We start from the raw sequence: 25,011 nt of genomic DNA, 5'->3' as shown, positions 1-25,011 counted from the left end.
ATTCCGCTAGTTTCATCTATTTAGCGGGCGCAATTCCCGTTACGAATTTCTGGGTTGTCCGGCGGGACAGCAACAAGTTACTTACCGCTAAATCGGTAGTAGCATTCAGTAGAATTCAGTAGAATTTAATAGAATTCAGTAGAATTCAGTAGAATTCAGTAGCATTTAGTAGCATTCAGTAACATTCATTAGCATCCATCAACATCCGTCATCATCCCTCAATATTCGTCAACATACGTCACACTGCTCACATTGCGCTGCCACCCTAGGTTAACCGCTCTCCAAACCGTGCAGATCTGGTCACCAGGGAATGGTGCAGCCGGCCTCTCAGTCCCGTGAGCCATTCCGGCTCATGCTCCCATTGTTCAGCGGTGGACCTCAAAACTCTGGCATACCCGTACAAATCGGCGAACCGTCTGCACGCCGCCATAGAGGGACCGTCATCGGGAAGACTAAACTGGCTGTGGTACCCTTCCATAAAGCGCTCTTTCTTTAGTCCAAACTCTTCAGGATCAATCTCCCCTACCAGGCTGTCCAGAGACTGCTCGATATCCACAGCATACCAGTGATACATGCAGTCATCAAAATCTATCGCGCTGATGGTATCACTAGCTTCATCATAAAACACATTGTCCAGTTCAAAGTCATAATGGATCAGCCCGTAATTAGCTGTTGTAACCGGGAGCTTGCTGAAATACTCGGCAAGCAGCCGAGCTTCCGCCACAGCCGCCGTTTCCTGCGGAAATACCTTTAACACATCCACGATCCAGTCCAGCACATCGCGGTATGACCCTCTCTTGGTTTGTACAGGGCTATAAGTGCTGGACAGCTGATGCAGCTTGCCCAAGGCCTCGCCATACTTGAACATGACATGATCGCTTAAGCCGGCATCCTGCAGCTGAACTCCGGGTACACGTTCGAAGACAGAAGCATAATACTCTCCCCAGGGAGTCTCCGCTTCTGCCAGCTCCTTTCCTTCCAAGGAGGGAACGGCCTCCAGCACGCCATATCCGCAGTCCTTCAAGTAGGAGATGAACTCCAGCTCCGCCCGCAAGTTCTCCATTAGCTTCTCCGACCGCGGGGCAAACCGCAGGAATTGCCCGTTCCCGGCACTTCTGAACGGATATATCGCATTGGAGGAGATTCGATAGTACTGGAACAAATGCAGCGACTCCGGATCATATGTCCAGTTCCCCAGCAGCATCTCCGCCAAACTTTCATTCGAGAATAAATATTTTAACTTCAGCATGCGTTGCAGCAGCTCCTTTTCAGTTCACAATTGGATTAAGTAATCAATTCCTCTTCACCGTCAATGGAATAGTATGGATTAGCCCGGCGTTTCATGCCGATCACTCCTTTCACGTTCAAGCTGGCTGGCTTCATTCCTCGATGTTACGCGAGTACTATGCTTAAGAACAATGGAAAAAACAGCTTTAACCATTCCGTGCTGCCGCTTCCCCGTTAACTGCAACCAAAAAAAGGCGCCCCATCACCCATGAACACATGGTGGCGGAACGCCTCGGTATTATAATTATTAAGACAATCTGTTGCTGAAGTCGCTATATTCAAACTCTCTGATCACCTTAAGGCCCTCTTCTTCGTTATACGAAGCAATGGCCGGCAGGTTCACACCGTTGAACATATGATTCTTCACCATGGAATAATGCGCCATGTCGAGGAAGACAAGCTTGTCGCCGTATTTGAGCGGCTCCGGGAATGAATAGTCCCCGATCACATCTCCTGCCAGGCAGGTCATGCCTCCGAGTCTGTACGTATAGGCATGTTCGCCCGGCTCTCCGGCGCCGATAATGTTCGGACGGTACGGCATCGCCAGCACATCCGGCATATGGCATTCGGCCGAAGTATCCAGAATGGCAATATCCATTCCGTTATGCATCGTGTCCAGAACGGTAGCCACCAGGTATCCGGTATTGAGGGCAACCGCCTCACCGGGCTCCAGATAGATCTCGACATTATAGGTTTCCTTCATATGAAGGATGCAGCTGATCAGCTTCTCCAGATCATAATCGGGACGGGTAATATGATGGCCGCCGCCGAAATTCAGCCATTTCATGCCATGCAGGTACTGTCCGAATTTCTCTTCCACGACCTTAAGCGTACGCTCCAGCGTATCGGAGTTCTGCTCGCACATCGTATGGAAATGCAGGCCATCAATACCCTCAAGCTCATCGGGCCGGAAGTTCGGCAAAGTTACGCCCATCCGGGAAAAGCTGTAGCACGGATCATAGAGTGGCACTTCAATCTCGGAATATTCCGGATTAACACGGATGCCGCAGCTGATTCTCTTCGGAGCATTCTGCACCCGATCCTTGAACCGGCTCCACTGATCAAATGAGTTGAACACAATGTGGTCGGTATAGCCGAGCAGCTCATCGAACTCGCGGTCCATATAAGCAGGCGCGTAGACATGCACCTCTTTGCCCATTTCCTCGAAGCCCAGCCGGGCTTCGAACAAGGAGCTGGAGGTCACGCCATGCAGGTACTGTCCGACAAGCGGGTACAGGGCATGCATGGAGAAGCCTTTTTGCGCGAGCAGAATTTTCGCACCACTACGCTCTTGCACATAGTTCAGAGTCTCGAGGTTCTTCTTCAGCAGCCGTTCATCCACAAGATAAGCAGGTGACGGCAGTGAGCTGATATCGATATCTATATCCTTCATTACGTTACGTCCTAATCCAGCAGCGTTGGCGAGAAATCTTCTTGCCAAGGCAGCCCGTGTTTGTTCAGTGCATCCATGAATGGATCCGGATCGAATTCTTCTACGTTGTAGACGCCCGGTTTCTTCCAGATGCCTTTTATAATCAGCATAGCCCCGATCATTGCTGGAACGCCGGTGGTGTAGGAAATGGCTTGGGAGCCAACCTCTCTGTAGCATTCCTCATGATCGCAGACATTGTACACATAGTAAGTTTTTGGCTGGCCGTCTTTAGTGCCTTGAATGATGCAGCCAATGTTGGTTTTGCCTTTGGTTCTTGGTCCCAGGGATGCCGGGTCAGGCAGAATCGCCTTCAGGAACTGCAAAGGAATAATTTCTTTGCCTTCATAAAGGATCGGCTCAATGGAAGTCATGCCCACATTCTCAAGCACCTTCAGGTGAGTGAGATAGTTCTGCGAGAAGGTCATCCAGAAACGGATTTTCTTCACGCCCTTGATGTTGGCAGCCAGGGATTCCAGTTCTTCATGATACAGCAGGTAAATATCCTTCGGACCGATCTCCGGGAGATCGTAGACTTTTTTCTCGGACAGCGGTGCAGTTTCAATCCACTCGCCATTCTCAAAGTAACGCCCGTTGGCTGTAATTTCGCGGATATTGATTTCAGGATTGAAGTTGGTGGCAAACGGATAACCATGGTCGCCCGCGTTGGCATCAACAATATCAATCGTATGGATTTCGTCAAAATAATGCTTCTGCGCATAAGCCGTGAACACACCGGTTACACCAGGGTCAAAGCCACTGCCGAGCAGCGCGGTAATTCCGGCTTTCTCGAATCTTTCTTTGTAAGCCCACTGCCAGGAATACTCGAATTTAGCAGTATCCTGTGGTTCATAGTTGGCAGTATCCACATAATGCACTCCCGTTGCCAGACAAGCATCCATAATGGTCAGGTCCTGATATGGGAGAGCGACATTAATAACGACATCCGGCTGGAAGCTCTTGATCAATTGGATGACCTCGTCCGTGTTATCTGCATCGAGCTGAGCAGTAGAAATCTTCGTCTGGCCTCCGGCCAATTTATCTTTCAGAGCATCACATTTCGCAAGGGTTCTGCTCGCGATACAGATCTCTTCAAATACATCCGGGTTCTGACAGCATTTATGCACAACAACACTTGCTACGCCGCCAGCGCCAATAATTAACGCTTTTCCCAAAATTAACAACCTCCCAAAAAAAGTTTTGTCAGCGTTGCTTCAGAAGAATAGCTTTATACAAAACTTGCTTCAGAAGCATGGGCTATTCCATATGAAAAATCAACAAGGCTGATTATACAGAATACATTTGAATAAATCAATAAAAAACGACAAAAACTGATGCCTTTTCTGTAAAATCTACGGGTTTCCTTATTAATACTCTGTAATTCATAGCAATACATGAGAATGCTCTGTTTTTCTCGGCTTCTTCTGTTCATTGCACTAAAGAAGCAGAAGCTATATTGAACGGATCGCCGTATACAAGGCCAACCGGACTATTGTATCACAGCAGGGGTCTGCTTCATACGATTTATTTTAAAATCAATGAATTTCCTTACCTCCCTTGCAGCTCCGCAAAAATCTGCCGGGTCTCGGATGCCTCCTTATGGTTATACACCACATAGAGGTCAGGCAATCTGATTACAATGTACGGAGGAGATTGTTTATAGAGGTATAGCTTGCTTTTGCCAAATTGATCCAGCTTAAAGTTTCCTATAACCACTTTGTCCGTTCCAATGCCGTTAGTCCTTCTGCGCCTTCCGGCAATTGATCCACCAGCTTCAGTTCAAGAACATCCTCTAGTGCAAAGCTGTAATTGTACATCGGAAATTGAATCTTAACAGTTCCGCTGTCGCCGATCTTCATTACAGGTGTAGAGAACTCTGCCTGGACACTGATCCATCCGGTCCCGATGATTACTTCCGCCACAAACACAAAAAGGCCGTAATAAATATATTTACCCGTTTTTGTCCCTATATTAATCGTAGTGCCAATTCCAATCCGCTTCGGTACCATAATGGAACGGTCATTAGGGTTATTATAGGTTGTCCCGTTCATCCAATACTCATCATCATCATCCGTGTATAAAATCTCCTGTTCCCCCGCAAGCGCCACCGCCTCAAGTTTCTTTAACCTATTATGTACATTTACAATGCCTAGTATCGGTACAATTTCATCCTCTCTTCAGATCCTCGTAAAAAAAGAGTCTTCTTCTAGCCGCCACGCGGTTTTCAGAAGACTCCCTTATATGATTGCCCGCCATTGATTCACTCACCACAGGATCAGACTCTGCTGCCCCCGGCATGCTCTGCTCCAAACAGCCAGTGCAGGGCATGCGGAAGCTGCTGGCTGAAAAACACACTGTCATGTGTTCCTATGGGGTTGGTCTCAAAGCGCAATGCCTCCTCGCTGAAGCCCTGCTCCAGCAGCAGCTTATGCGCGAGGCGCGACTGTGGGACCATTTGCTTTTGCAAGTTTGTCTTGTACAGTCCCTCCAGCTCTCCAACATACATGTAGATCCGCTGTTCCGGCATCGTCCTGCTCTGTCCCTGTATGTAATTCACGATACCTTCATACCAGAATGATGCGGAAATCAGCCCGATCCTGCCAAACACATCGGGATAAAGGTAAGATCCATAAAGCGAGATCAGTCCGCCGAAGGAGCAGCCAAGCAGCCCCGTATGCTCTGGTCCTGGCAAAGTATGATAGCTGTTGTCTACATACGGCTTGATCCTCCCGACAAGTTCCTCCAAATACTCTCCACCGCCACCGCCAAAATCCGGTCTGCCCGGCATCAGGGCCGGTGACGGCCATGGTGTATATTCATGATTCCGGTCACGCGGGGTAATACCGACAAAAATCAGTTCCGGCAGTTCTTTGGTTATAAACAAATGCTCCAGGTAATTCAGCGAATGCTCCATCACTTCGCCATTATCCTGCAGATAGACAACCGGAAACCTTCTGCCCTCTTCCCCATAGGACATCGGAGTATAGAGGGTCAGCCTGCGGCCGCCAATCTCTTCCTGTCTATAGGTTCCTTCCATGATATTAACCTCCTACAAGCGCACCTATTTCGTGCGTGTCTTGAACAAAAGAAAAATGAAATACGGCACACCGATGATAGAGATGACAATACCTACCGGCAGCTGAGCCGGAGCGAACACCGTTTTGCCGATAAAATCGCTGATAACCACCATCAGCATCCCAATCATGCCGCATAACGGGACGATGTACTTATAGCTGTTGCCGATCAGTCTTCTGGCGATATGCGGTGCGATCAGGCCAACAAACCCGATGCTGCCGGACACGGAGACACAGGCGCTGACCAGACCGACACAGCAGAGCAGCAGGATCTGCCGTTCTCTGCCTACAGCGACACCTAATCCCTTTACACTCACTTCATGCAGCTGCATTAAATCAAGAACAGCTGCGCGTCTCCAGATCACTGGAATTAATATGACCAGCCAGGGCAGGGTCGAAAGCACCTGTCTCCAATTCGCGCTGTACACGCTGCCAGCCAGCCAGACGGCGGCCATCTCAAAGTTTTGCGGGTCCATTTTGAGTGAGACAAACAGGGTAATTGCCCCAAAGCCGGATGCAAGCGCGATGCCCACAAGAATCAGCTGCTGCGGATTAAACTCACCGTTCTGCCTGGCGAAGATATAGAGCAGAACGACGGCAACCAGCCCGCCCACAAAGCCGAACATCGGCATGGACAGGACCGCAAACCAGTCCGGGGTCTTCATCGTCCCTGCCGCAAAGAACATGTACAATACGACAAAAGCTCCTGCAGCAGCATGAATGCCGAGAATTCCGGGATCCGCAAGAGAGTTGCGGGTAATGCCCTGCAGTACGGCCCCGGCGATTCCCAGCCCGAATCCGACAAGTGCGCCAAGCACAATGCGCGGCAGACGAAAATCAAAGATAACGAGGTCATGATCTTTGGCGGGATTAATCCGCAGTAAAGTACGGAACACATCCTTCGCTGAAAGGTCGAAGGTCCCGTTGGTTAGGCTGATGTACATGAAGCACAACGTGAGTGCACACATGATCAGAAACAACGACCAGAAAGCACGCCGCTTTGGTTTCGGTGAAAGAGAGGACTTGCTCAAGTCTGGCCGCCCCCTCTCGTCTTGATTAAATAGAGGAAAAAGGGAACCCCGAACAAAGCGGTGACTACACCGATCGGCGTTTCAAACGGAAAATTCACGAACCTGCTGATAAGATCGCATACAGCCAGGAACAGGGCGCCCAAAAAAGCGGAAAAAGGAATGATCTTGCGGTAGTCCTGACCGATCAGATAACGCGTGATATGCGGGATTATGAGGCCGACAAAGGCTATTTTCCCGGCAATGGCTACTGAGATCCCCGTCAAAATGACGACACTCAGCATCGTCAAGCCTTTTACCACTGTGACCTTAAGGCCGAGGCCTGCAGCGGTCTCATCCCCAAGCGAGAGCATTGTCACGGAGCGGGCCATCATCAGACCCAGAGCCAAGCCGGCCACGGCAAACGGAATTGCCAGCTTGATTAACGCCGGGTCCATCATATGCAGCCGGGCGTTGTACCAGAAGCTGATATTTTGCGAAATTTGAAAATAGGTAGCGAGCGCCTGCGACACCCCTCCAAGAAAGGTGCCGATAATAGTACCCAGGACGGCCAGTGACAAGGGCGAGGCCCCGCCGGGCAGCAGCTTGGCTGTACCGAAGACCAAAGCCGCTCCCAGCATCGAGCCTGCCAGTGAATAGAGAATCATCGTCATGGATGAAGCGCCGGGCAGGAACACCATACACATCGTAATGGCAAGTACAGACCCGTCGCTAATCCCCATAATTGAAGGGGAGGCCAGATAATTCCGCGTCATCCCCTGCATTAAGGCCCCGGATACGGCCAGGAACGCGCCGATCAGCAGCGCCCCGGCCACCCGCGGAATCCGCGAGGTGCGGATAATCAGATGATCAATATTGTTCCCGTCCAGATGAAACAGCGCATTCCATACCGTGCCATAGCTGATGGATTTAGTGCCGTAGAGCACCGACAAGACACCGACGAGTATAATGAGGACGACCCCCAGCACCAGCAGGGAGGTCGTTTTTAGTCCGGCAGATAATTTCATATCATCCCACTCTTTTGTACAATCTCAGATTACTTGTTCAGCTGCTCCACTGCAGCCTGCAGGAAGTGTATGCGGCTCCATGCCGGTCCGCCTTCGGACAACGGATCAATTACATTAACGAAGGTCTTTTTATTTTTCATCGCATTGATTTTTTGGATAATCGGGTTGCTCTGCAGGTCTTCCAGCGCTGTTGCAGTCTCGGCATTCTCATCGGCAGCAAATTGGATAAACAGGATATCCGGATTCATTGACGCCAGCTGCTCGACCGAAATGCCTTCCTGTGCTTTCGCCGCTTCTACCTCTGCCGGAACACTCAGGCCAAGATCGTTATACAAGATAGGGTTAACAAACACGGCCGCAGGGAAAATAAACATTTGTCCCGCACGGATACGTACTGCCACTACCTTCTGATCCTTCAACTTCGCACCAAGCTCTGCTTTTGCACTTTCCAGCGCTGCCTGATATTTGGCGATTTCCGCCGCAGCCTGCTCCTGCTTGCCAGTCAGCTCTGCCATCAGATTCAGGTTGGCTTCCCAGTTCCTGGCGATATGCGAGACTTGAATAAGCGGAGCGATTTTTTTCAATTGCTCTACAACTTCAGGTTTGAACTTCGTAGTCCCGAGGATCACATCCGGCTTCAGCTTCAGGATGGTCTCGAAGTTCGGTTCGGTTTTCTCCCCGATCGATTCAGCCTTGTCCGTAATGGCAGCGAAGCGTTCCGGAAATTCACCGCTGAACGTAATCGCGCCGACTGGATGCACGTCCAGCACCAGCGCATCCTCCATGGCTTCCATAGCTCCGGTAATAACAATCCGTTCTGCTGATGCGGGTACCGTATATTGCTCCCCTAAATATTCAATCGTGCGCGTGCCTGCTTCAGCTGCTGCCGGGGAGGCTTCTGCCGTTGCAGCCGGAGCTGTTGTTGCGGTTTCCGCAGCATTTGCGGCCCCATTTGCCGGCGTATTGTTGCCGTTGCCTCCGCACGCTGTAAGTACCAATACCAATAATGCTATCAGTCCTGCTATCCCAAATGATCTTTTCATCTTTCTATAAAACCCCTTCCACTCTGTAAAATGTCCAATCTATATCACAACTAGTGATAATGATTATCATTTTCGATTATAACGAAGGGTTTACTGCCGTACCATGGACAAAAGGCGGAATATTTATGGACGATTGGCTGCAAAGCAGCTGCAGCGTCTGCCGGAGCATCCGCAGCTGCGCATAAGCGGAATGCTCACGCCAGGGATCGGAGCTCATATGATGCACCCGGTGTCTCTGAACCGCAGAAAGCTTTAACCACAACGGATGATTCTGCAACTTCTGCCACTCGCCTAGTGTATCGTTCTCTCTGCGGATCAGCATGAACAAATGATCTGCCGGCAGAGCCGCAAGCTCTTCCAATGTAATTGGCACGTTATAAATATCCTCGCCGGACTTATAGGCCGGCTTTAATTCCAGCTCCCGGTAGAGCATATCCAGCATGCCGTAATTGCAGTGCAAATACAGCTTGCTGCCAAGCATCCGGATCACAGCAACAGATTCATCGCCCATCGCTTTGTGCAGAAGTTCTTTGGCGTTGCGCACCTCACGGTCATACGCTGACAGCCACTGCTCTCCTTGCCAGCTCTCGCCCAGAACCTGCGCCAGTTGCTGAAACTGTCCACGCCAATCACTGCTGCCGCCATGACTATAATAGACTGGAGCTATCTTCTCCAGCGCGGTTTTCTCCTGCTCCTTCAGCTCATCCCGGGCGATGATCAGGTCAGCCGGATGCTGGCTCAGCAGGTCAATGTTAGCCTGCCATTCCTGGTTGTTACGGTATGCGCTGATATGCACGGGAATATCCCCGCGGTAATTCAGATAATAATATTCCGTCCATTTCGGATGCAGCGCCGCCGCGTAGGGTGTCAGGTTCAGCGGCAGCAATTGTCCCAGCACGGCCGGAGAATAAGCAACCAGCTTCCGGTGACGGCTTTTCATATAGACTGCAGGCGGCACGCCGATCATCTTTTTAAATTTCCTGCTAAAATAGAACTCATCGGCATACCCCACCCGGTGGGCGATATCCCTCAGCTTCAGTCCACTCTCCGCCATCAGTCGTTTCGCCTGCTGCAGCCGCAGTTCGGCGGCGTATTCCACTGCACTTTTGCCGTATTTCCGCTTAAACAGGTCCACAAAATACTTGGGGCTGAGCCCGGCGGCTTGCGCCAGCTCCTGGGTCGTCAGCGGCCCCGTAAAGTGATGCTCTATGTATTGCTTGGCCTGCTCCAATGCCCTTCCCGTATCTCTGGGTTTCTGCCGGCAACTTATACGAATCACATATAGCAGCTCCTGAAAATCTATCTGCGCGCGAAAGCTAATGTTCTGTTGTCCTGACCCGGATAACCGGAAAACTTCACTATAGACCGAAGAGATATGCTTAGCTGGAAAGTGCTGCAGTACGATATCCGGCGGAAACAGAAGTACGTCATGGATTGCATGGCCACGAACGTTCTCCGGCTTGCCGTAATGATAGACTTCAAAATAAAAAATATACATATCCAGGCTGGCGGCCGGTTTGGCCGTTCCGACCGTTTGCTCCGGCAGGCATAGACAGACTGAACCTGCTGACAGCTCCACCTGGCGGTGATCCACATGAATCCGGACTGCTCCGCCTGCCACCAGAATCAGCGCATAACAGAAATTCAGCTGCTGGGGCAGCCGGACCTCCCCGTCTCCCCTCAGTGCCTGAACCGACAACAGTCTGAAGGACAGCTGATCCCAGTCCGGCAGAGTCTCAGCATCCTTTTCAGCGGGAGAAGTTACTTCTGGTTCCATTACTTTTAGGTCCATTGTTACAGAACACCACCATTACAGAACATTTTATATTCCTCTATTACAAACAAGTATAATTGATAATCGTTCTCAATGCCAATGACGAGAATACTTTATTAGATGCAAAAGATACAAAAAAATCCCCGAACCCCTTGTTGGGGCTTGGGGGATTCCAGTTACAGCGGAACATTCCGGTCTTACTGCCCGAATCCGACGCGGGGACGCTCCCGCTCCTTCGTTTCCACGGCTACGGCACGGATAGAGCTGATCGGAATGTACAGTACCTGATATTCCGTACGGTATTTCACGAACCTCTCGTCGATCTCTTCCAGAACACCGCCTCTGACAGTGGAACCATCCAGAAAATTAACCGTGACCTCTTGCCCTTGCAATGCTACCAGCATACCCATCCGCTCCATTCGCTTAAAGTTTGGTAATGATTTTGTCAATAATCCCGTATTCCAGCGCCTCTTCGGACGACAGGAAATAATCCCGGTCCATATCCTTTTCTACCTTCTCCACCGGTTGTCCGGTGCGCTCCGCAGTGATCCGCACAACCTTCTCCCGGATCTGCAGAATACGCTTGGCACTGATTGCGATATCACTAGCCTGCCCTTGTGCGCCGCCATGCGGCTGGTGGATCATAATCTCGCTGTTCGGCAGGGCGAACCGTTTGCCTGTAGCCCCGGAGAGCAGCAGCAGCGAAGCGAAAGAAGCTGCAAAACCGGTACAAATCGTATTTATCTGCGGTTTGATTACCTGCATCGTATCATAAATTCCGAACCCTGCAGTAGTTGAGCCGCCCGGGCTGTTAATAAACATCTGAATATCCTTATCCGGCTCATCCGCCGCCAGAAACAGCAGCTGGGCAATGATGCTGTTAGCCAGCTGGTCGTCAATGGCCGCACCCACGAATACAATCCGGTCTTTCAGCAGCCGGGAATAAATGTCGTAAGATCGCTCGCCCCTGCTCGTTTGTTCAATTACATAGGGAATAATACTCATTCTTATATACCTCCTGTAATGTGCCTTAACTTTATACCCTGTAAACGGATCATGACGGGCAAAGGATACGGGACATACAGAATTTTAAATTTACGGAAGATGCGTATCTTTTATGATGAGCTATTCGTTTATATAATAGAGGGAACAAATTAAATGGGATAGCCAGAAGGAGATGCGTAAGCGTGATGACCCTTGAAGAGTACAATACCGTTAACCATACCGGTGAGAAAAGTCTGCAGTCGCTTGGAGCAGTCCTGAACCGCTATTGCCTGACACTTACCCGGTCCAGCATTGAAGCCGAGGATTTGGCTCAGGAGACCTGGGCCAAGGCGCTGGGATACGGAAAATTTCCGGCCAATCCGAATCCCGAAGCCCTGCTGCTGCGGATCGCCAAAAATACATGGATTGATGCTGCCCGGCGGCGGGCTTCTCTGAGCCGCGCACTGGAGCGCGGGCATTCACAGGCAGAACCATTAACCGGCGGAACGATTTCCGAAATTGAAATGGCTTTTCAGGCCCTAATGAAACATCTGTCTCCGCTGCAGCGGACGGCCTTTCTGATGCGGGATGTGCTGGGCTATTCTGCGGGTGAAACGGCGGAACAATTGGAAACAACCGAAGGCGCGGTGAAATCGGCGCTGCACCGGGCACGGCAGGCACTCGCAGCCGTTAGAGAGGATCTGTCGGCGGACGGCGGGCCTGCGGTTCCGCTGGACGCCGATTACCGGCAGCTCTTGTCGGCACTGGCCGATGCTTATGAGCAGGGTCAAATCCCTGTCATGCTGGAGCTTCTCCGCCATGAACAATCAGCGGAACTTACGATGGCTGTAAGCACAGGTACCGTGCAGGCGCTGCACTTTGCCAGCAGCAGCCGTTCAACTGCTAGCAGCAGCACTCATCCCGGGCTGCGGATGGCCGCCTAACCCAAAGCCTCAGGCGGATCAGCTATTTCAATTTAAAGGAGTGTATTGAATGAGGAACATACTTGTGCTTGGGGGAACCCGGTTTTTTGGCAAGCGGCTGGTGGAACGGCTGCTCCGGGAGGGAGACAGCAAGGTAACGATTCTAACCAGAGGCCGGGCGGAAGACAGCTTCGGGGAACAGGTCTCCAGGCTGAATGTGGACCGTACGGACGCCAAAGCGCTTGCCGTAGCCGTCGGGGATACCCCTTGGGATGTGGTCTATGATAATATCTGCTTTTCACCGGATGAGGCTGATGCTGCAGGCCGTATTTTTGCCGGCACCGCTAAACGGTACATCCTTACCTCAAGCTTGTCGGTCTATGATCCAAGGCCGGAAGCTTTGACCGAAGCTGACTTCGACCCTGAAGTATACCCCTTGCGATTAGGTGCGAAGGAGGACTTCAACTATCAGGAGGGCAAAAGACTGGCCGAAACGGTTTTGCTGAAGCAGGACGCATTCCCCGTGGCTGCCGTGCGCATTCCCATGGTTCTGGGCACGGATGATTATACGCGGAGGCTGCATTTTCACATCGAGCATGTCCGCGAAGGCCGGCCGATGGGTATCCCGAACACCCAGGCTGCCATCTCCTTCATCCGTTCGGATGAGGCTGCGGACTTCTTGTATTGGCTTGGCTTCTCCCAACTGACCGGACCGGTAAATGCATGCTCGGACGGTACTCTTACCATTGGGGAGATTCTCTCCATCATTGAAGCAGCCACGGGTAAGCAGGCGGTGATTGAGGCCGAAACTGCGGATGAGGATATGTCACCCTTCGGCATTACCGAGTCCTGGCATATGGATACAACAAAAGCCCGCTCGGCGGGCTTTCCATTCCTTGCACTCAGTGACTGGTTTCCGGAGCTGGTGACCCAGCTTAATGCTTCATTCGGCAATCGCGAGTAATTTTTCCGTTGGTTCGTTGAGTTCATTCCAGTGTTCTTCCAATACCAGCAGCTGACCGGATGGCGGGACATTCCCGGTCTCCTCTTCTATTTTGAAAATATTAATTTCCGTGAACAGCTGCTGCGAAATTTCATTAATTTCCACCGCCTGCCGGGCAATATCGCGGATCGCCTTGTCCTGCTGCGTGCTGGAAGCATTGACCTCCTGAACACCCGCAGCTGTCTGCTCGGCTACGGATGCTACAGAGTGAATGGATACGGCAAGCCGGGAATTAATCTTCCGGGTCAGCTCCACCTTATGATGAATTTGTCCAATTTGTCTGCTGATTCCGGTAATCGATCCGTCAATCGCCTCGAAAGATGCAAGGGTTTCCGCTACCTGGTGCTCCTGCTGCTCGAGGCTTTTTTTTGTCTCCAGCATGTAGCCCTGAAAGTCGGTCATACTGTTCTGAAGCTCATGAATGATCTCGCTGATATGTATGGAGGAATCTTTGGTCTGGACCGATAAATGCCGGACTTCGTCCGCAATAACGGCAAACCCCTTGCCGGAAGCTCCGGCCCGCGCAGCCTCAATCGCAGCATTCAGCGAGAGGATATTTGTCTGCTTGGAAATTTCGGTAATGGAATTCGTGATCCGGGTAATATCCTGGGATTGCTCCACCAGCTTCTCCAGCGCTTGATACACTCTGCCGATGGAATCACGGGAATGCCGGGAAATCTGCTGCAGTGCGGTAACCGTCTCAGACCCTCTGCGGGTATTGTGATTGGCCGTTTCACTTGTCGTGAGCATGGCATCGGTATGATCCGTAATCTCATCCACTTCCCGTTCCAGCTCTTGCAGCAAGACTGCACTTTGCTCGGACTGAACGGCTTGCTGATCCGCGCCCACGGAAATTTCCTGTATCGTTCTGACAATATCCTGATTGGTATCCGCGGTAATGGATGAGGATTGCTGGAAGGAATGCGAATAATCCGCCAGGGAAGAAGCAACGGACAGGGTCTGCCGCAGCATTTCCCGGACCCGGGTAACCATATGATCAAAATGATAGCTCAAACGTCCCAGTTCATCGTTATAAGTAGAGTTGATCTGCTGCCGTAAATCGCCATCGGCAATTTGCCGCAACGCATCCTGGAGCCTGCGCACCGGTCCCAAGAATGAGCGTATCAGCAGCCAGGCCAGCACCAGTGTGAACAGGAAAACTCCACCTGCGGCGTAAAGCACAATGGATACCGTTTGATCCAGCAGGGCAAAAGAATGATCCTGTGCCCTCTCGGCGTTCCCCGCAGCAGCGTCATACAGTTTCCCGTTGGTCTCCAGCATGGATTGATTGACAGCCAGTGCCTTCATATGCAGGGCGTCGATTTGTTCCAGCACCGTCAGCGGGTCAAGGCTCTCATCCTCCATCGTCTTAACCAGTTCCCCGAATAACCCGGCATATTCCCCGGCCTGGGTCCGGAGCAGCTGCAGTTCTGCTGACGCCGGCGTCTCCTGTTCAAAATCCATATTGGCAATCTCATCGGTGAGCTGCTGCTGCTTGTCCTTAAAAGACCCGGCAAGCTCCACATCACTGGACTCGGCCAGCGATTTTTCCAGACCGTCCAATTCCTGCAATAGCTGCGTGATCGTTTGAACGGTGATTCGTTTTTCCATCTCCGTCTTCTGCCGTTCCATGGAGAGCTCCACCTGATTAATCTTGTGTCCCTGGTACAGAGCCACCCCCAGGAAGATGAAAGTTATCGCAGAGAATACCAGAATCAACTTCCATTTCATAGATAGGTGCAGCAAGCTTCTTTTCAAGCGTATCATCCCTTCGTATCACGCCTACTATAGGTATATTTTACTAATACACTCATTGTAGGAGCTGGATATTAATTACTCTCCACAGTTTTGTATGCGGATCGTAAAGAATCTGTTGCGAAAATGTTAACAAAACCTGCACCGTGCCCAAAAACCCCCATATCCCATATCCGCTGAACATCCGCCATCGTCCCAGCTATTAAAACTGCTTACGGACCTCATAGGCGTTATCTCTTCCCAAAGAGCCGCCAAAGTTTCTATCCGGACCTGAATGACCCTATTTAGCTAAATCATCCTAGTTGAGAGTTTTTTTGGGCAAATAAGGTCTCTGGAGTCCGCAACGTCAGATATAAAGCTTTTTTTGACAAAATAAAGGCGCTGGGGTCCGAGTACTGCTGTTCAAACCCATAAAAGCAAAACAAGCCCCCGGAATTCTCCGGAAGCTTGTTCTTGATCCATTACATATTCTGATTCGCCCGCTTACCCGGCGTTTTCTTCCATATACATGACTTCCCACAGATGCCCGTCAATATCCTGAAAGCTCCAGTTGTACATAAAGCCGTGATCAACCGGATTGTTAAAAGGCTTCCCGCCTGCGGCCAGCGCCTTCTGCACCAGCTCGTCCACCTCGGTTTTGCTGGAGGCAGAGATGGCCAGGATTACCTCTGTCTGACCGGATGTGTCGATGATTTTTTTGGAGGTGAAGGTGTTGAAAAACTCCTTGACCAGCAGCATCGCAAAGGTGTTGCCGTTGATGATCATACAGGTTGCGTTCTCATCGGTATACTGGGGGTTGAACTCAAAACCTAAAGCGGTAAAAAAGTTAATCGAATTCTGCAGATTGTCCACCGGCAAATTAACAAAAAGCTGGCCTGCCTGAAATCCCATTCTTCTCATCACCTCGGTAATTAATTGAGTGTAGTCCGTTCGATTATAACATGAATTACCGGAGGATGCCTCTAGTTGCGATATCCCCGGACTCCAGCGCGTTTGCACAATTGCCACACTTTGCAGAGTTGATATTAGTGCTATACAAGAGTACCTTAGAATTAAGCGCAAGTTTAAACGCATCTGCAAAGGCTACCCCAAGGATTACAATCCAAAGAAGCAGAATGCAATCTCTGTTAACATGAAGAGTTTAAGATGGAGCTATCTAAGCGTAAAAGGGGTGGAGCGATGCCTAATATTTGGATGCATTTAGAGTATGGGCAGGTGCTGGCGGAACAATTTGCGGATCAGTTTCCTTTTCTGGGCGGGCTGAAGGAGCGGCCTGAATTGTACCAGCTTGGCTGCCAAGGACCTGATTTGCTTCTATACCACAGCTTTCTGCCGTGGAAAAAAGATACCGGAGCCCTCCGGCTGGGCGACCTTATGCACTCTGTACACTGCGGTCCGGTGCTGCTGGAGCTCTGGCAAAAAATCCGGAGCCTCCCTCCTCCTGACCTTGCAGAAACACAGCAATACTTCCTTGGATTTCTGACACATCATCTGCTGGACCGCAATCTTCATCCCTACATTAACTGGAAAGCGGGCTACAAGCACCGCAACCATCAGCGGTTTGAGATCGTCCTCGATACCGTATTCATGCAACGGCTGAAGCAAATCGATACCTGGCGGATTGCAGCTTGGAAAAAAATTCACGTCGGCTCGCGGCTCCCCCATACCGTTCACACTCTCCTTCATGAAACCGCAGCGGCCTGGTATCCCGAAACAAAGGGCCTCCCGGATGAGATCTGGCAGGAGGCGTACCTGGACATGATTCTGGCCCATAAATGCTTATATGATCCCAAAGGCTGGAAGAAGTCGCTGCTAAGAGGAAAAGCGCGCCATCATTTCTACCAGCCGCTTTCCCCAAGAGACGAGCAGCTGGATTATTTAAATGAAAAGCATGCCGAATGGCGGCATTCCGCGCTGTACTCCGAGGTCCGGACGGAAAGTGTCTGGGAGCTCTGGGAACAGGCGCTGGCGGAAGGGCGGAGTGTGCTGCAGGCCTTGGCCGACTGGCTGAACAGCAAGGTGCCTGCAGAAGCAGCCCGCGCGCTGGAACAGTTCAAGCGGGTGCTCGGCAACCGGTCTTATGATACCGGCAAGGATTGCAGCAGCAATCTCAAGAATCAGTTCGCCGAGCCGATCTGGGATTCCGGCATTAGCTCGTAAAGACATTTGTATTAATTCAAGGGTGGAGCTCCGAAAGTGGCTCATTTCGTATTATTTAGGTCAGCCAGAAACTTCGGGTTGGCCTATTTTTCTTGGCCTGCACACGAAAAACCCCTGACGCTCATGAGGCGCCAGGGGTGTCAAAGAAATCCGTTGCCGATTTCAGTCGGCAAGCTTGAGCAGGGCAGCCAGCATCTGCGCGGTTTCCTCACGCGTAGCTGCAGCCTGCGGCGCAAAGTTAACACTGCCATCCGGGGCAGTTTTGCCCGAGATGATCCCCGCCTGCTGGACAGCTGCAGCAGCTTCCAGCGCAAAAGAACTAATGGACTGCCGGTCTGCGAATACGGCAGTGCCGCCGCTCACGGGCAGAGTCCAGTTCCGCTCATCCGCCAGACGGATAATCATAACTGCGAGCTGTTCGCGTGTAACCTTCGCCTTGGGTGCAAACTTCCCGTCTCCGGTGCCGTTTACGATTCCGCTAACGTTCGCCCAAGCGATTGCCGCTGCATAATAATCATCCGGCTTCACATCTGTGAAGCTGCCGGACACTGCCGTGTTCAGCTCCGCCCCGGCCAGACGGGCCAATAGCAGGGCTGCGTCTCCACGGCTCAGGTTGCTCTTCAACCCAAACTGGCTTTCATTGATTCCGGAAATAATGCCGCGTGCCGCCAGATACGTGATAGAGTCTTTGGCAAAGCTGGCAGCAGTATCGGTAAAGCCCGGGTTGCTGTAACCAACCGCATAAGCAGAGAAATGAGCGGTACGGAAGGTCAACTGGCCGGTCACCGCATTATAGCGGCTGCCAGGAAGCACAACCAGCTTACCTGCAGGTGTAACATTGTAGGCTACTACCGCATTGGCATCCTCCGCAGATGACAGTGAATACGGGATGCTCACCAACGCTTTCCCTTCCCCAAAGCTGGAAAGGGTACGGCTACCGGTTTGCACTGTTAGGTTGATAACCGGACGGCTGCCGATTGTGCTCCGCGCGGCTTCGCTTATACCTCCAGCGGGATTGCCCATGACACTGCCAAGATCTGTTCCTGTAATAGATAGTTTCACCGGTTCACCGTTTGCCGCAGTGTTCACTGCTATTAGCGAAGTGCGGTCAAGCGAGACGGTTCCCCGACCGGCTGCAAATGTCACACTCTGCACAGCACTGCCGGAAATCGCAGCCCAGACTGCGGCAGGAACCTCCAAGGTTACGGCTTTGGCCGCACTGCTTGTTGCAGCAACGCGGAAGACCAGCTCTTTGCCGGCAGAAGTTTTCAAGGATTCCAGCGCTGCTGCCACGGCTTCGGCAGTAACGGACAGAGTTGCCGCTCCATCCGCACCTGCTGCGGCCTTGAGTTCAAGAACAACCTTGGAGCCTTCAACAGTTACCGCCGGGGGGTGAGCTGCAACTGCCGGGGTCTGCCCCACAGAGCCACCTGTACCCGGATTCGTAATGACCGGATCAGCCGCCGCTACAGTCACCAGCGATTCGGCTGTGCCATATCCATCCGCACTGTATACGGAAACTGTCACCGTTCCCGCTGCCAGCGGAGTTACCGTCCCCTTCTGATCCACTGCGGCCACTGCAGGATTAGAGGAGCTCCAGCTAAGCGGTGATTTCTCCGGCGTTCCAGCCGCAGGCTTAACCTCAGCTTTGAGCGTTGCCGCTGTCCCTCCGGCTTTTAGAGAGAGTGACTTCTGGTCCAGCGTAATCTTTGTAACGTTGAATTGATATACCGCTACAGTGCCTCCTACCTCATTGGCTACCAGCACCAGCGGAAGTCCGGTCGGACTGTCCGTTGCCGGAATGAACTCGATGCCTTCCGGCCCGGTGTCCGTAGCGATATTATTTTTCGGTGTGAATTCACGGGAATTAATATAATTGAGAAACTGCGGCTGTTCGGGATTGCTGACATCGTAAGTCATCAGGCCGCCAATGCGCTCCAGGCCGATGAAGGCCAGCGCTTTTTGCCCCACCTTGCTTACCTTAACATATTCAGGCTCCGGCCCTTTTTTGGTGCTGCGGCTGTCCAGCGTTGTATTGCTGTTGCTTGCATTGAAGTAATCAGGCAGCCGCTCTGCTGTAATCCGCTCAAAATCACTGCCGCTGTCATACACCTGCCTCAGCGTACCAGCGTCCCATACCGAGAAGGAACGGCCCCCGTACAAGTACATGCCGTCATGACCCATATCCGACATGACCTCTACACCGTCATATTTCGTATTTCCGTTCAGGAACAGTGCAGCCGCAGAGTCAGGTTCAAGTGCCCCCTTCATTTTGCCGATCGTGCTGGCATTTTCCTTGCTGTCCCATTCCGTGGCATCGCCCTCATTGGCCGTGAACAAGTAGGTTTTGCCGTTAACTGTATACTGGCTGATCCCATCTGGCATATAAACGCCGTAGAACGGTACATTTTCCAGCCTGCTCTTGCTGTCCTTCACGAGGTCAAGTCCATTTAGCGGATCGCTCAAATCCTTAAACCCAAGCCCCTTGACCCACAGCAGCTTGCGGGAAGCAATATCGACTGCAGCTACAGCATTGTTCTCCTGAAGGGAAATATAAGCGGTCTTCTGATCTTCGGACAGCTCGATAAATTCCGGCTCCAGATCACGGACTGCCTCTTCCTTTGTACCCTTCCCTGTAATCAGCTTCGTTGCCGGATCAACCGCCCCGCGGATATGCACGAGATCGTCGATCCGCTCAGGGTTGTCGAACTTGACGTAATCCGCTGATTTCGCAGTCGTGTCAATGATCGTCACACTGCCTTCGGGATCCCCCTCCAGTGTGCGGGGCTCGGCCTCGTCAGCCGTAAGAATAAAGCGGCCATCCCCGGTGAATTTGATCATATCGGGCTGGACTCCAGCCTCATAGGTATCCAGCAGCTTACCGTCATAATCCAGCACAAGAATTTTGCCGTTCTTCATGGCATCCGCTTCCTGTATGGCTACAGCAATCCGCTTCGTTGCCGGGTTAATATCCACACTGGTCAGATCGCCATAGCTGAAGCCTCCGGTTTCCGCCAGCTGCTCCACGTTGATGCTTTTTTCCTTTTCCGGATGGATGCCGTCCTTCAGATTTACAATATCTACTGTCGCAGGATGCGTCGAACCGTTGACCAGATAGAACTTTCCGTTGTCACGGTTATACTTGACAATCTCCGCCACACCGCCGTCTTCATTGGTAACCCCGACGGAATATCCGCCAAGCTTTGTAATGCTGATAACATCCGCGGTTGGCTCTCCCGCAGGTTTATCCACCGTCAGCGGAAGGCTCCCTTCCGCCTTCATCGCAGGAACACTGCTGTCATACACAGAGACGCTGACCGTTGCCGCACCTGCCGTCACCGGAGTTCCGCTGATCTTGCCGGATGCAACGTCCAGGCTCAGACCTTCGGGCAGCCCCGCTGCCTCAAAGGTGTAAGGCAACGTCCCGCCATATACGGACAGTGTCACCGAATACGGGGACCCAGCCGTGGCGGCAGGCAGAGACGGGTCCGCCAGGCCAAGAGGCTGAATAGCCACGCCCCATGCTCCGTCAGCACCGCTATGCGGCTTCATCCGATTCAGCGTTCCCACATCCAGTGAATCGAAGCTGATCTGCTTAAGATCCGTTTTATTGTTGTCCGTATCGGCAAAATCGCTGCGCCGCACCGACTTCTGCTTCGAGGTGCCGCCGGTTTTGCCGGTTGGATAGTCACTTTCATAGCCGTCGATGGTTGAGCCGTTGTCATTGCCGGCCGTGCCGATCATATCCACATAGGAATCCGGTTTATTCAGGAACGGATTTGCCGTTTCCAGCAGCGTAGTATTGTTCAGCAGCACCACCTTCATTCCTTTATTGTAAAAGAGGATATCACTCCATACCTGATCGCCTTTGCCGCTGATATCGCTTTTATAGTCGGGGTTCACTTTGCCGTCCGTAATCAGATAAGAAGAATGTGCGTGGATCGTGCCGGTCAGCTCCAGCTTGCTCCAGGCTCCGTTCATGGTTGGATCTGAATATTGCACGGACCAGCCGCTCAAATCCACAGCGGAATCCGTAGGATTATAAAGTTCGATATAGCCCTTGGAGAAGTACCCTCCCGTTGTTTCGGCATCCCCGCCGCCATAGATCTGGTTCACGACAATATGGGGAACGGTTACATCATAAACGCCGCCAGCGGTATACGGAGTGCCGGACCCGGGTGCTGCTGCAGCCGTTGCCGGACCAGCGTTCCACGCCGGGCCCACTGCCAGTTCTGCAGCAATCAGCAGAGAAAGGATTGTTTTGCCTGTTGAATTCAAGTGATTGTCACTCCAATACTCTATAGATTTTTTTCTACTATAGAGGACGAGTATGTTCTAATTTGCCGATTTGCATAAACGGAGTGTAAACCCCAGAATAAATCGCTACATGAAGGCGGAAATGAGTTGATCCCCCGATAACCTCACTGAAATATTCGCCTGTTATGATCAAGACAACAAGAGTACCGGGAGGGATTATCCATGCGTATTGCCTTGTTTACGGACACCTATCTTCCTCAAACCAACGGAGTCGCACGCACGCTTCACCGGCTTGCCGGCCATTTACACCGCCGCGGCATCGAGCATCTGCTCTTCACCCCGAAATCCGCCCCTGAAGAACGTTTCGCCGATCCAATCCGCCCGATTGCCAGCATCCCCTTTTTTCTGTATCCCGAGTGCCGGCTGGCGCTGCCCGGCATGTCCTCCATCCAGCACGAGCTGCGGTCCTTCCGGCCTGATCTGCTGCATATGGTCACCCCGTTCAACATCGGCCTGTACGGTCTCCGCTATGCCCAGAAGCAGAACCTCCCTCATGTTGCCTCCTACCACACCCACTTCGACCGTTATCTTCAATACTACCGGATGAGCAGAATCATTCCGCTCTACTGGAAATACATGAAATGGTTTCACCGCTCCTGCGATGCCATCCTGGCCCCTTCACGGGAGACAGAAGCTACGCTCCGTTCCCATGGCTTCACCCGGCTGCGGTTATGGTCGAGGGGAATTGACTGCGGTCTGTTCACACCGGAGAAACGCAGCAGACAGGTACGGGAGCGTTACGGAATTGCGGCACCGGTAGTATTGCTTTATGTTGGACGGATTGCTCCGGAAAAAGACATCCCCACCCTCTTAACCGCCATGCGGCAGCTGCCGGAATCCACGGCTGCGGCGGTTCATCTGCTGGTAGTGGGAGACGGCCCGCTGCTGCCTGAGCTGCGGGCGCAGGCGCCGCGCAATGTCACCTTCACCGGGGGCAAGCACGGGGAGGAGCTGGCAGAGCTGTATGCCTCGGCAGATGTATTCGTGTTCCCCTCCAGCACGGAAACCTTCGGGAACGTTGTTCTGGAAGCGATGGCCTCGGGCCTGCCTGTCATCGCTGCCGGGGCAGGCGGCACAACGGATCTGGTCTTGTCCGGTGTGACCGGGTCATTGTTTGAACCGCATCATCCGGGAGAACTGGTGAAGGAAATTTGCATTATGGCGGATCAGCCGGAGCAACGGATGGCTATGGGCCGGGAGGGACGGCGGCTCGCGCTCGGCCGCTCCTGGGAGCATATTTTTGACGGCCTGATCCGGGATTACGAAGAGGTGATTGAAAACCGGCGCTTGAAGAACCGAACGGGGATATTTACAGCCTAGCGAAAAGAGGTTGAGGAGTTGCCCTGCTTGTGCGGGAGGGACCGCACACTGCCCACAAAAATCAGCGCGTTTCTCTCCCCCTCCGGAAAGGGTGTAGAAACGTGCTGCACAATCATGTATTTACAACATTCTGCTAAATTCTTTTATGTAATAGTAATCGTACGGCAAAACAGCTTTGTTCTTCACTTTTCGGTAACCACACCTTTGCAGAGCACCAATTCTTTGGTCTGCCAGTGGCATAGCTTTGGTCAAAATACCCTCAAATTCAAAACACTCGCGGAAACCGTCAGGCAGTCCAATCATTTCGCATAGCAAGTCCTCATCTTCATACTTCGAAGCCAGGTCAAGCCGCAAGATTCCCGTAGGATTCACATGACTACCAGCATCGTTTTTACTAAAAAACTCGATGGTCCCCACGGCCTTTCCATTCCTTTTATCAACGATACTGAACCGCACATAGGCCCGCCGCTGATATGCCTCGAGCCAGGAATGGATACATTCCCTCATTTCATCCACGGTGGACATCTTGAAATCAGTATGGCAGTTATCGCTGTTGAACAGCGGCATAGAGACCGGATCAGCATAACATTTCAGTAAATCCGCGGCATCCTCCAGCAGCACCTTTCTGACCGTAAACCGCTCCGTTTCATAGACTGGACAGTTAGTATAGGGATCTAATAATTGTGTATTCATGCAAGCCCTCCTCAGGTTGAATACATTCATTATAGACGGCTAATCCGGACAACTGTCTGTCGTACATTCGGCATATTTATTCAGCAGATTACTGGCGTGGTCCGCCATTCGCTGGCGCAGTGACAGAGGTTCAAGCACTGTAAGCTGATGGCCGTACAGCAGCAGTGTTCCGAACCAGCCATTCTCCTCTTCCGGGACGGTGAAGCCCATGACCAGTTCCTGATCCCGGACTTCTATCAGCACCGCATTGGGGAGCAGCTCCTCCATCAGCACCCGGAGACCTGCCGGACATGCAAGCTTAACGGTTATGTACGGCCGGTGATCCTGCGCCTCCGCCAGCAGACTTTCCGCATCCCGATGTATTATTGAAAAGGTCCCGTCCGTGGCCCTAAGCTCCCGGATTCGGGAAAGACGGAACAGCCGGTATCCGCAATTGTCACAGCAATAGGCGAATAAATACCATGCATACCACTTATAGGTTAAGAGCAATGGCTCGACATTTCTGTCTGCCACCTCATTCCTTGCATTGGTGTATTGAAAGTGAAGCACCTTTTTCCGGCGGATGGCATGCTCTATAACTTGAATTGCCTCTGCCGTGCCCGCTCCTTCCCGGAGAACCCCCAAATCAAGCTGAAAGGGCTGCGGCACTGCCTCCTTCTCCGGTGTTAAGGACATGATTTTCTCCATGGTATCCTCTGCGCGTCTGCTGCTGTAGCCCGATACCAGCCCCTTCAGGGCGGCCAGAATATAACCGTAATCCTCGGACTGAAGCAGCTGTCTGTGCATTTTGAAGCTGTCGAGTATGTAATAACCTCCGTTAGTGCCTTGCAGTGATCCCACCGGAATCCCGGCGAGCCCAATAGATTCGATGTCACGTTGAATCGTACGCGGCGATACCTCGAATTTATCGGCCAGTGCACGGGCACTGACCACCTCCCGATTGTGCAGATAGACTACGATTCCCAGCAAACGGTTAATTTTCATCTGATTCACCTGTTTCTTCTCAAGCTGATTCTATCATCCGATGCATCCGGGAGGTTTGTAAAGTCGAATGTGCTGTTAAAAGATAACAATGTCATAGTCTGACGAAACTTCTGAAGAGAAGAACTATTAAAAAAGACTCCTTGAAAAGGAGTCTTGTCTAATTATAGTATGTGTCCGAAACTTCATGAACAGTACGAAAATAAAATGATTTGTACTTGATTATTAGTTTA

20 protein-coding genes are annotated in these 25,011 nt (G+C 51.7%); 4 read left to right on the top strand and 16 right to left on the bottom strand.

Annotation, left to right across the window (positions count from 1 at the left end; all coding sequences use genetic code 11):
• Positions 1–265: 265 nt before the first annotated feature.
• The 11 genes from NST07_RS11445 to NST07_RS11395 all read right to left on the bottom strand — a co-directional run bounded on the left by NST07_RS11445 (position 266) and on the right by NST07_RS11395 (position 11,647).
• Complete coding sequence (locus tag NST07_RS11445) at positions 266–1,249, bottom strand: phosphotransferase (protein WP_342481597.1); 984 nt, start codon at positions 1,247–1,249, stop codon at positions 266–268.
• A 285-nt stretch (positions 1,250–1,534) separates the two neighbouring features.
• The gene (gene nspC / locus NST07_RS11440) at positions 1,535–2,680 is read right to left on the bottom strand and encodes a carboxynorspermidine decarboxylase (RefSeq protein WP_341091725.1); all 1,146 of its coding nucleotides are present in this window, start codon (positions 2,678–2,680) and stop codon (positions 1,535–1,537) included.
• Positions 2,681–2,691: 11 nt separating this feature from the next.
• Positions 2,692–3,891 carry a saccharopine dehydrogenase family protein gene (locus NST07_RS11435; RefSeq protein ID WP_341091724.1) on the bottom strand — a complete coding sequence of 400 codons (1,200 nt, stop codon included), beginning with the start codon at positions 3,889–3,891 and terminating at the stop codon, positions 2,692–2,694.
• 531 nt (positions 3,892–4,422) lie between these two features.
• The gene (locus NST07_RS11430) at positions 4,423–4,824 is read right to left on the bottom strand and encodes a DUF5808 domain-containing protein (protein WP_342481596.1); all 402 of its coding nucleotides are present in this window, start codon (positions 4,822–4,824) and stop codon (positions 4,423–4,425) included.
• A 167-nt stretch (positions 4,825–4,991) separates the two neighbouring features.
• Positions 4,992–5,753, bottom strand: coding sequence for an alpha/beta hydrolase-fold protein (locus NST07_RS11425; protein WP_341091722.1), 762 nt, complete (start codon positions 5,751–5,753; stop codon positions 4,992–4,994).
• 24 nt (positions 5,754–5,777) lie between these two features.
• Entirely contained in the window at positions 5,778–6,758 is a 981-nt protein-coding gene (locus tag NST07_RS11420) for an iron ABC transporter permease (protein WP_342481941.1), read from the bottom strand.
• A 59-nt stretch (positions 6,759–6,817) separates the two neighbouring features.
• The gene (locus tag NST07_RS11415; protein WP_342481595.1) at positions 6,818–7,825 is read right to left on the bottom strand and encodes an iron ABC transporter permease; all 1,008 of its coding nucleotides are present in this window, start codon (positions 7,823–7,825) and stop codon (positions 6,818–6,820) included.
• Between the two features lie 29 nt (positions 7,826–7,854).
• Positions 7,855–8,868: an ABC transporter substrate-binding protein gene (locus NST07_RS11410; protein ID WP_342481594.1), complete on the bottom strand. Its 1,014-nt coding sequence runs from the start codon at positions 8,866–8,868 to the stop codon at positions 7,855–7,857.
• A 76-nt stretch (positions 8,869–8,944) separates the two neighbouring features.
• Entirely contained in the window at positions 8,945–10,645 is a 1,701-nt protein-coding gene (locus tag NST07_RS11405) for an AraC family transcriptional regulator (RefSeq protein WP_342481593.1), read from the bottom strand.
• 194 nt (positions 10,646–10,839) lie between these two features.
• Positions 10,840–11,046 carry a hypothetical protein gene (locus NST07_RS11400; protein ID WP_341091715.1) on the bottom strand — a complete coding sequence of 69 codons (207 nt, stop codon included), beginning with the start codon at positions 11,044–11,046 and terminating at the stop codon, positions 10,840–10,842.
• Between the two features lie 19 nt (positions 11,047–11,065).
• Positions 11,066–11,647, bottom strand: a complete 582-nt coding sequence (locus tag NST07_RS11395) for an ATP-dependent Clp protease proteolytic subunit (protein WP_038589409.1) — start codon at positions 11,645–11,647, stop codon at positions 11,066–11,068.
• 185 nt (positions 11,648–11,832) lie between these two features.
• On the opposite strand from NST07_RS11395, the gene NST07_RS11390 reads away from it, so the two are divergent.
• Together NST07_RS11390 and NST07_RS11385 are read left to right on the top strand one after the other, a co-directional pair.
• Positions 11,833–12,570, top strand: coding sequence for a sigma-70 family RNA polymerase sigma factor (locus tag NST07_RS11390; protein ID WP_341097620.1), 738 nt, complete (start codon positions 11,833–11,835; stop codon positions 12,568–12,570).
• A gap of 49 nt (positions 12,571–12,619) precedes the next feature.
• On the top strand, positions 12,620–13,513 hold the full coding sequence (locus NST07_RS11385; RefSeq protein WP_342481592.1) for an NAD-dependent epimerase/dehydratase family protein: 894 nt from the start codon (positions 12,620–12,622) through the stop codon (positions 13,511–13,513).
• Here the strand turns inward: NST07_RS11385 and NST07_RS11380 are convergent.
• Together NST07_RS11380 and NST07_RS11375 are read right to left on the bottom strand one after the other, a co-directional pair.
• Positions 13,493–15,283 carry a methyl-accepting chemotaxis protein gene (locus NST07_RS11380; protein WP_342481591.1) on the bottom strand — a complete coding sequence of 597 codons (1,791 nt, stop codon included), beginning with the start codon at positions 15,281–15,283 and terminating at the stop codon, positions 13,493–13,495. The two genes, NST07_RS11385 and NST07_RS11380, sit on opposite strands and share 21 nt — an antisense overlap.
• 507 nt (positions 15,284–15,790) lie before the next feature.
• Positions 15,791–16,198 (bottom strand): VOC family protein, encoded by a 408-nt coding sequence (locus NST07_RS11375; protein ID WP_341091710.1) that lies wholly within the window; start codon positions 16,196–16,198, stop codon positions 15,791–15,793.
• A gap of 303 nt (positions 16,199–16,501) precedes the next feature.
• Here NST07_RS11375 and NST07_RS11370 point away from each other — a divergent pair, with 303 nt between their 5' ends.
• Positions 16,502–17,467 (top strand): zinc dependent phospholipase C family protein, encoded by a 966-nt coding sequence (locus NST07_RS11370; protein WP_341378129.1) that lies wholly within the window; start codon positions 16,502–16,504, stop codon positions 17,465–17,467.
• Between the two features lie 162 nt (positions 17,468–17,629).
• On the opposite strand, the gene NST07_RS11365 is transcribed toward NST07_RS11370, so the two are convergent.
• Positions 17,630–21,745 (bottom strand): choice-of-anchor I family protein, encoded by a 4,116-nt coding sequence (locus NST07_RS11365; RefSeq protein ID WP_342481590.1) that lies wholly within the window; start codon positions 21,743–21,745, stop codon positions 17,630–17,632.
• Between the two features lie 201 nt (positions 21,746–21,946).
• On the opposite strand from NST07_RS11365, the gene NST07_RS11360 reads away from it, so the two are divergent.
• The gene (locus NST07_RS11360; protein ID WP_342481589.1) at positions 21,947–23,104 is read left to right on the top strand and encodes a glycosyltransferase family 1 protein; all 1,158 of its coding nucleotides are present in this window, start codon (positions 21,947–21,949) and stop codon (positions 23,102–23,104) included.
• A gap of 120 nt (positions 23,105–23,224) precedes the next feature.
• Here NST07_RS11360 and NST07_RS11355 read toward each other — a convergent pair whose 3' ends face one another.
• Entirely contained in the window at positions 23,225–23,797 is a 573-nt protein-coding gene (locus NST07_RS11355) for a GNAT family protein (RefSeq protein ID WP_341378126.1), read from the bottom strand.
• A gap of 39 nt (positions 23,798–23,836) precedes the next feature.
• Positions 23,837–24,781 carry a YafY family protein gene (locus NST07_RS11350; RefSeq protein WP_342481588.1) on the bottom strand — a complete coding sequence of 315 codons (945 nt, stop codon included), beginning with the start codon at positions 24,779–24,781 and terminating at the stop codon, positions 23,837–23,839.
• Positions 24,782–25,011: the final 230 nt, after the last annotated feature.

The sequence above is a fragment of the Paenibacillus sp. FSL L8-0340 genome, assembly GCF_038593145.1.
In the GTDB taxonomy this organism is placed as follows: domain Bacteria; phylum Bacillota; class Bacilli; order Paenibacillales; family Paenibacillaceae; genus Paenibacillus_AQ.
This window is presented reverse-complemented; position numbering and strand designations above follow the sequence as displayed.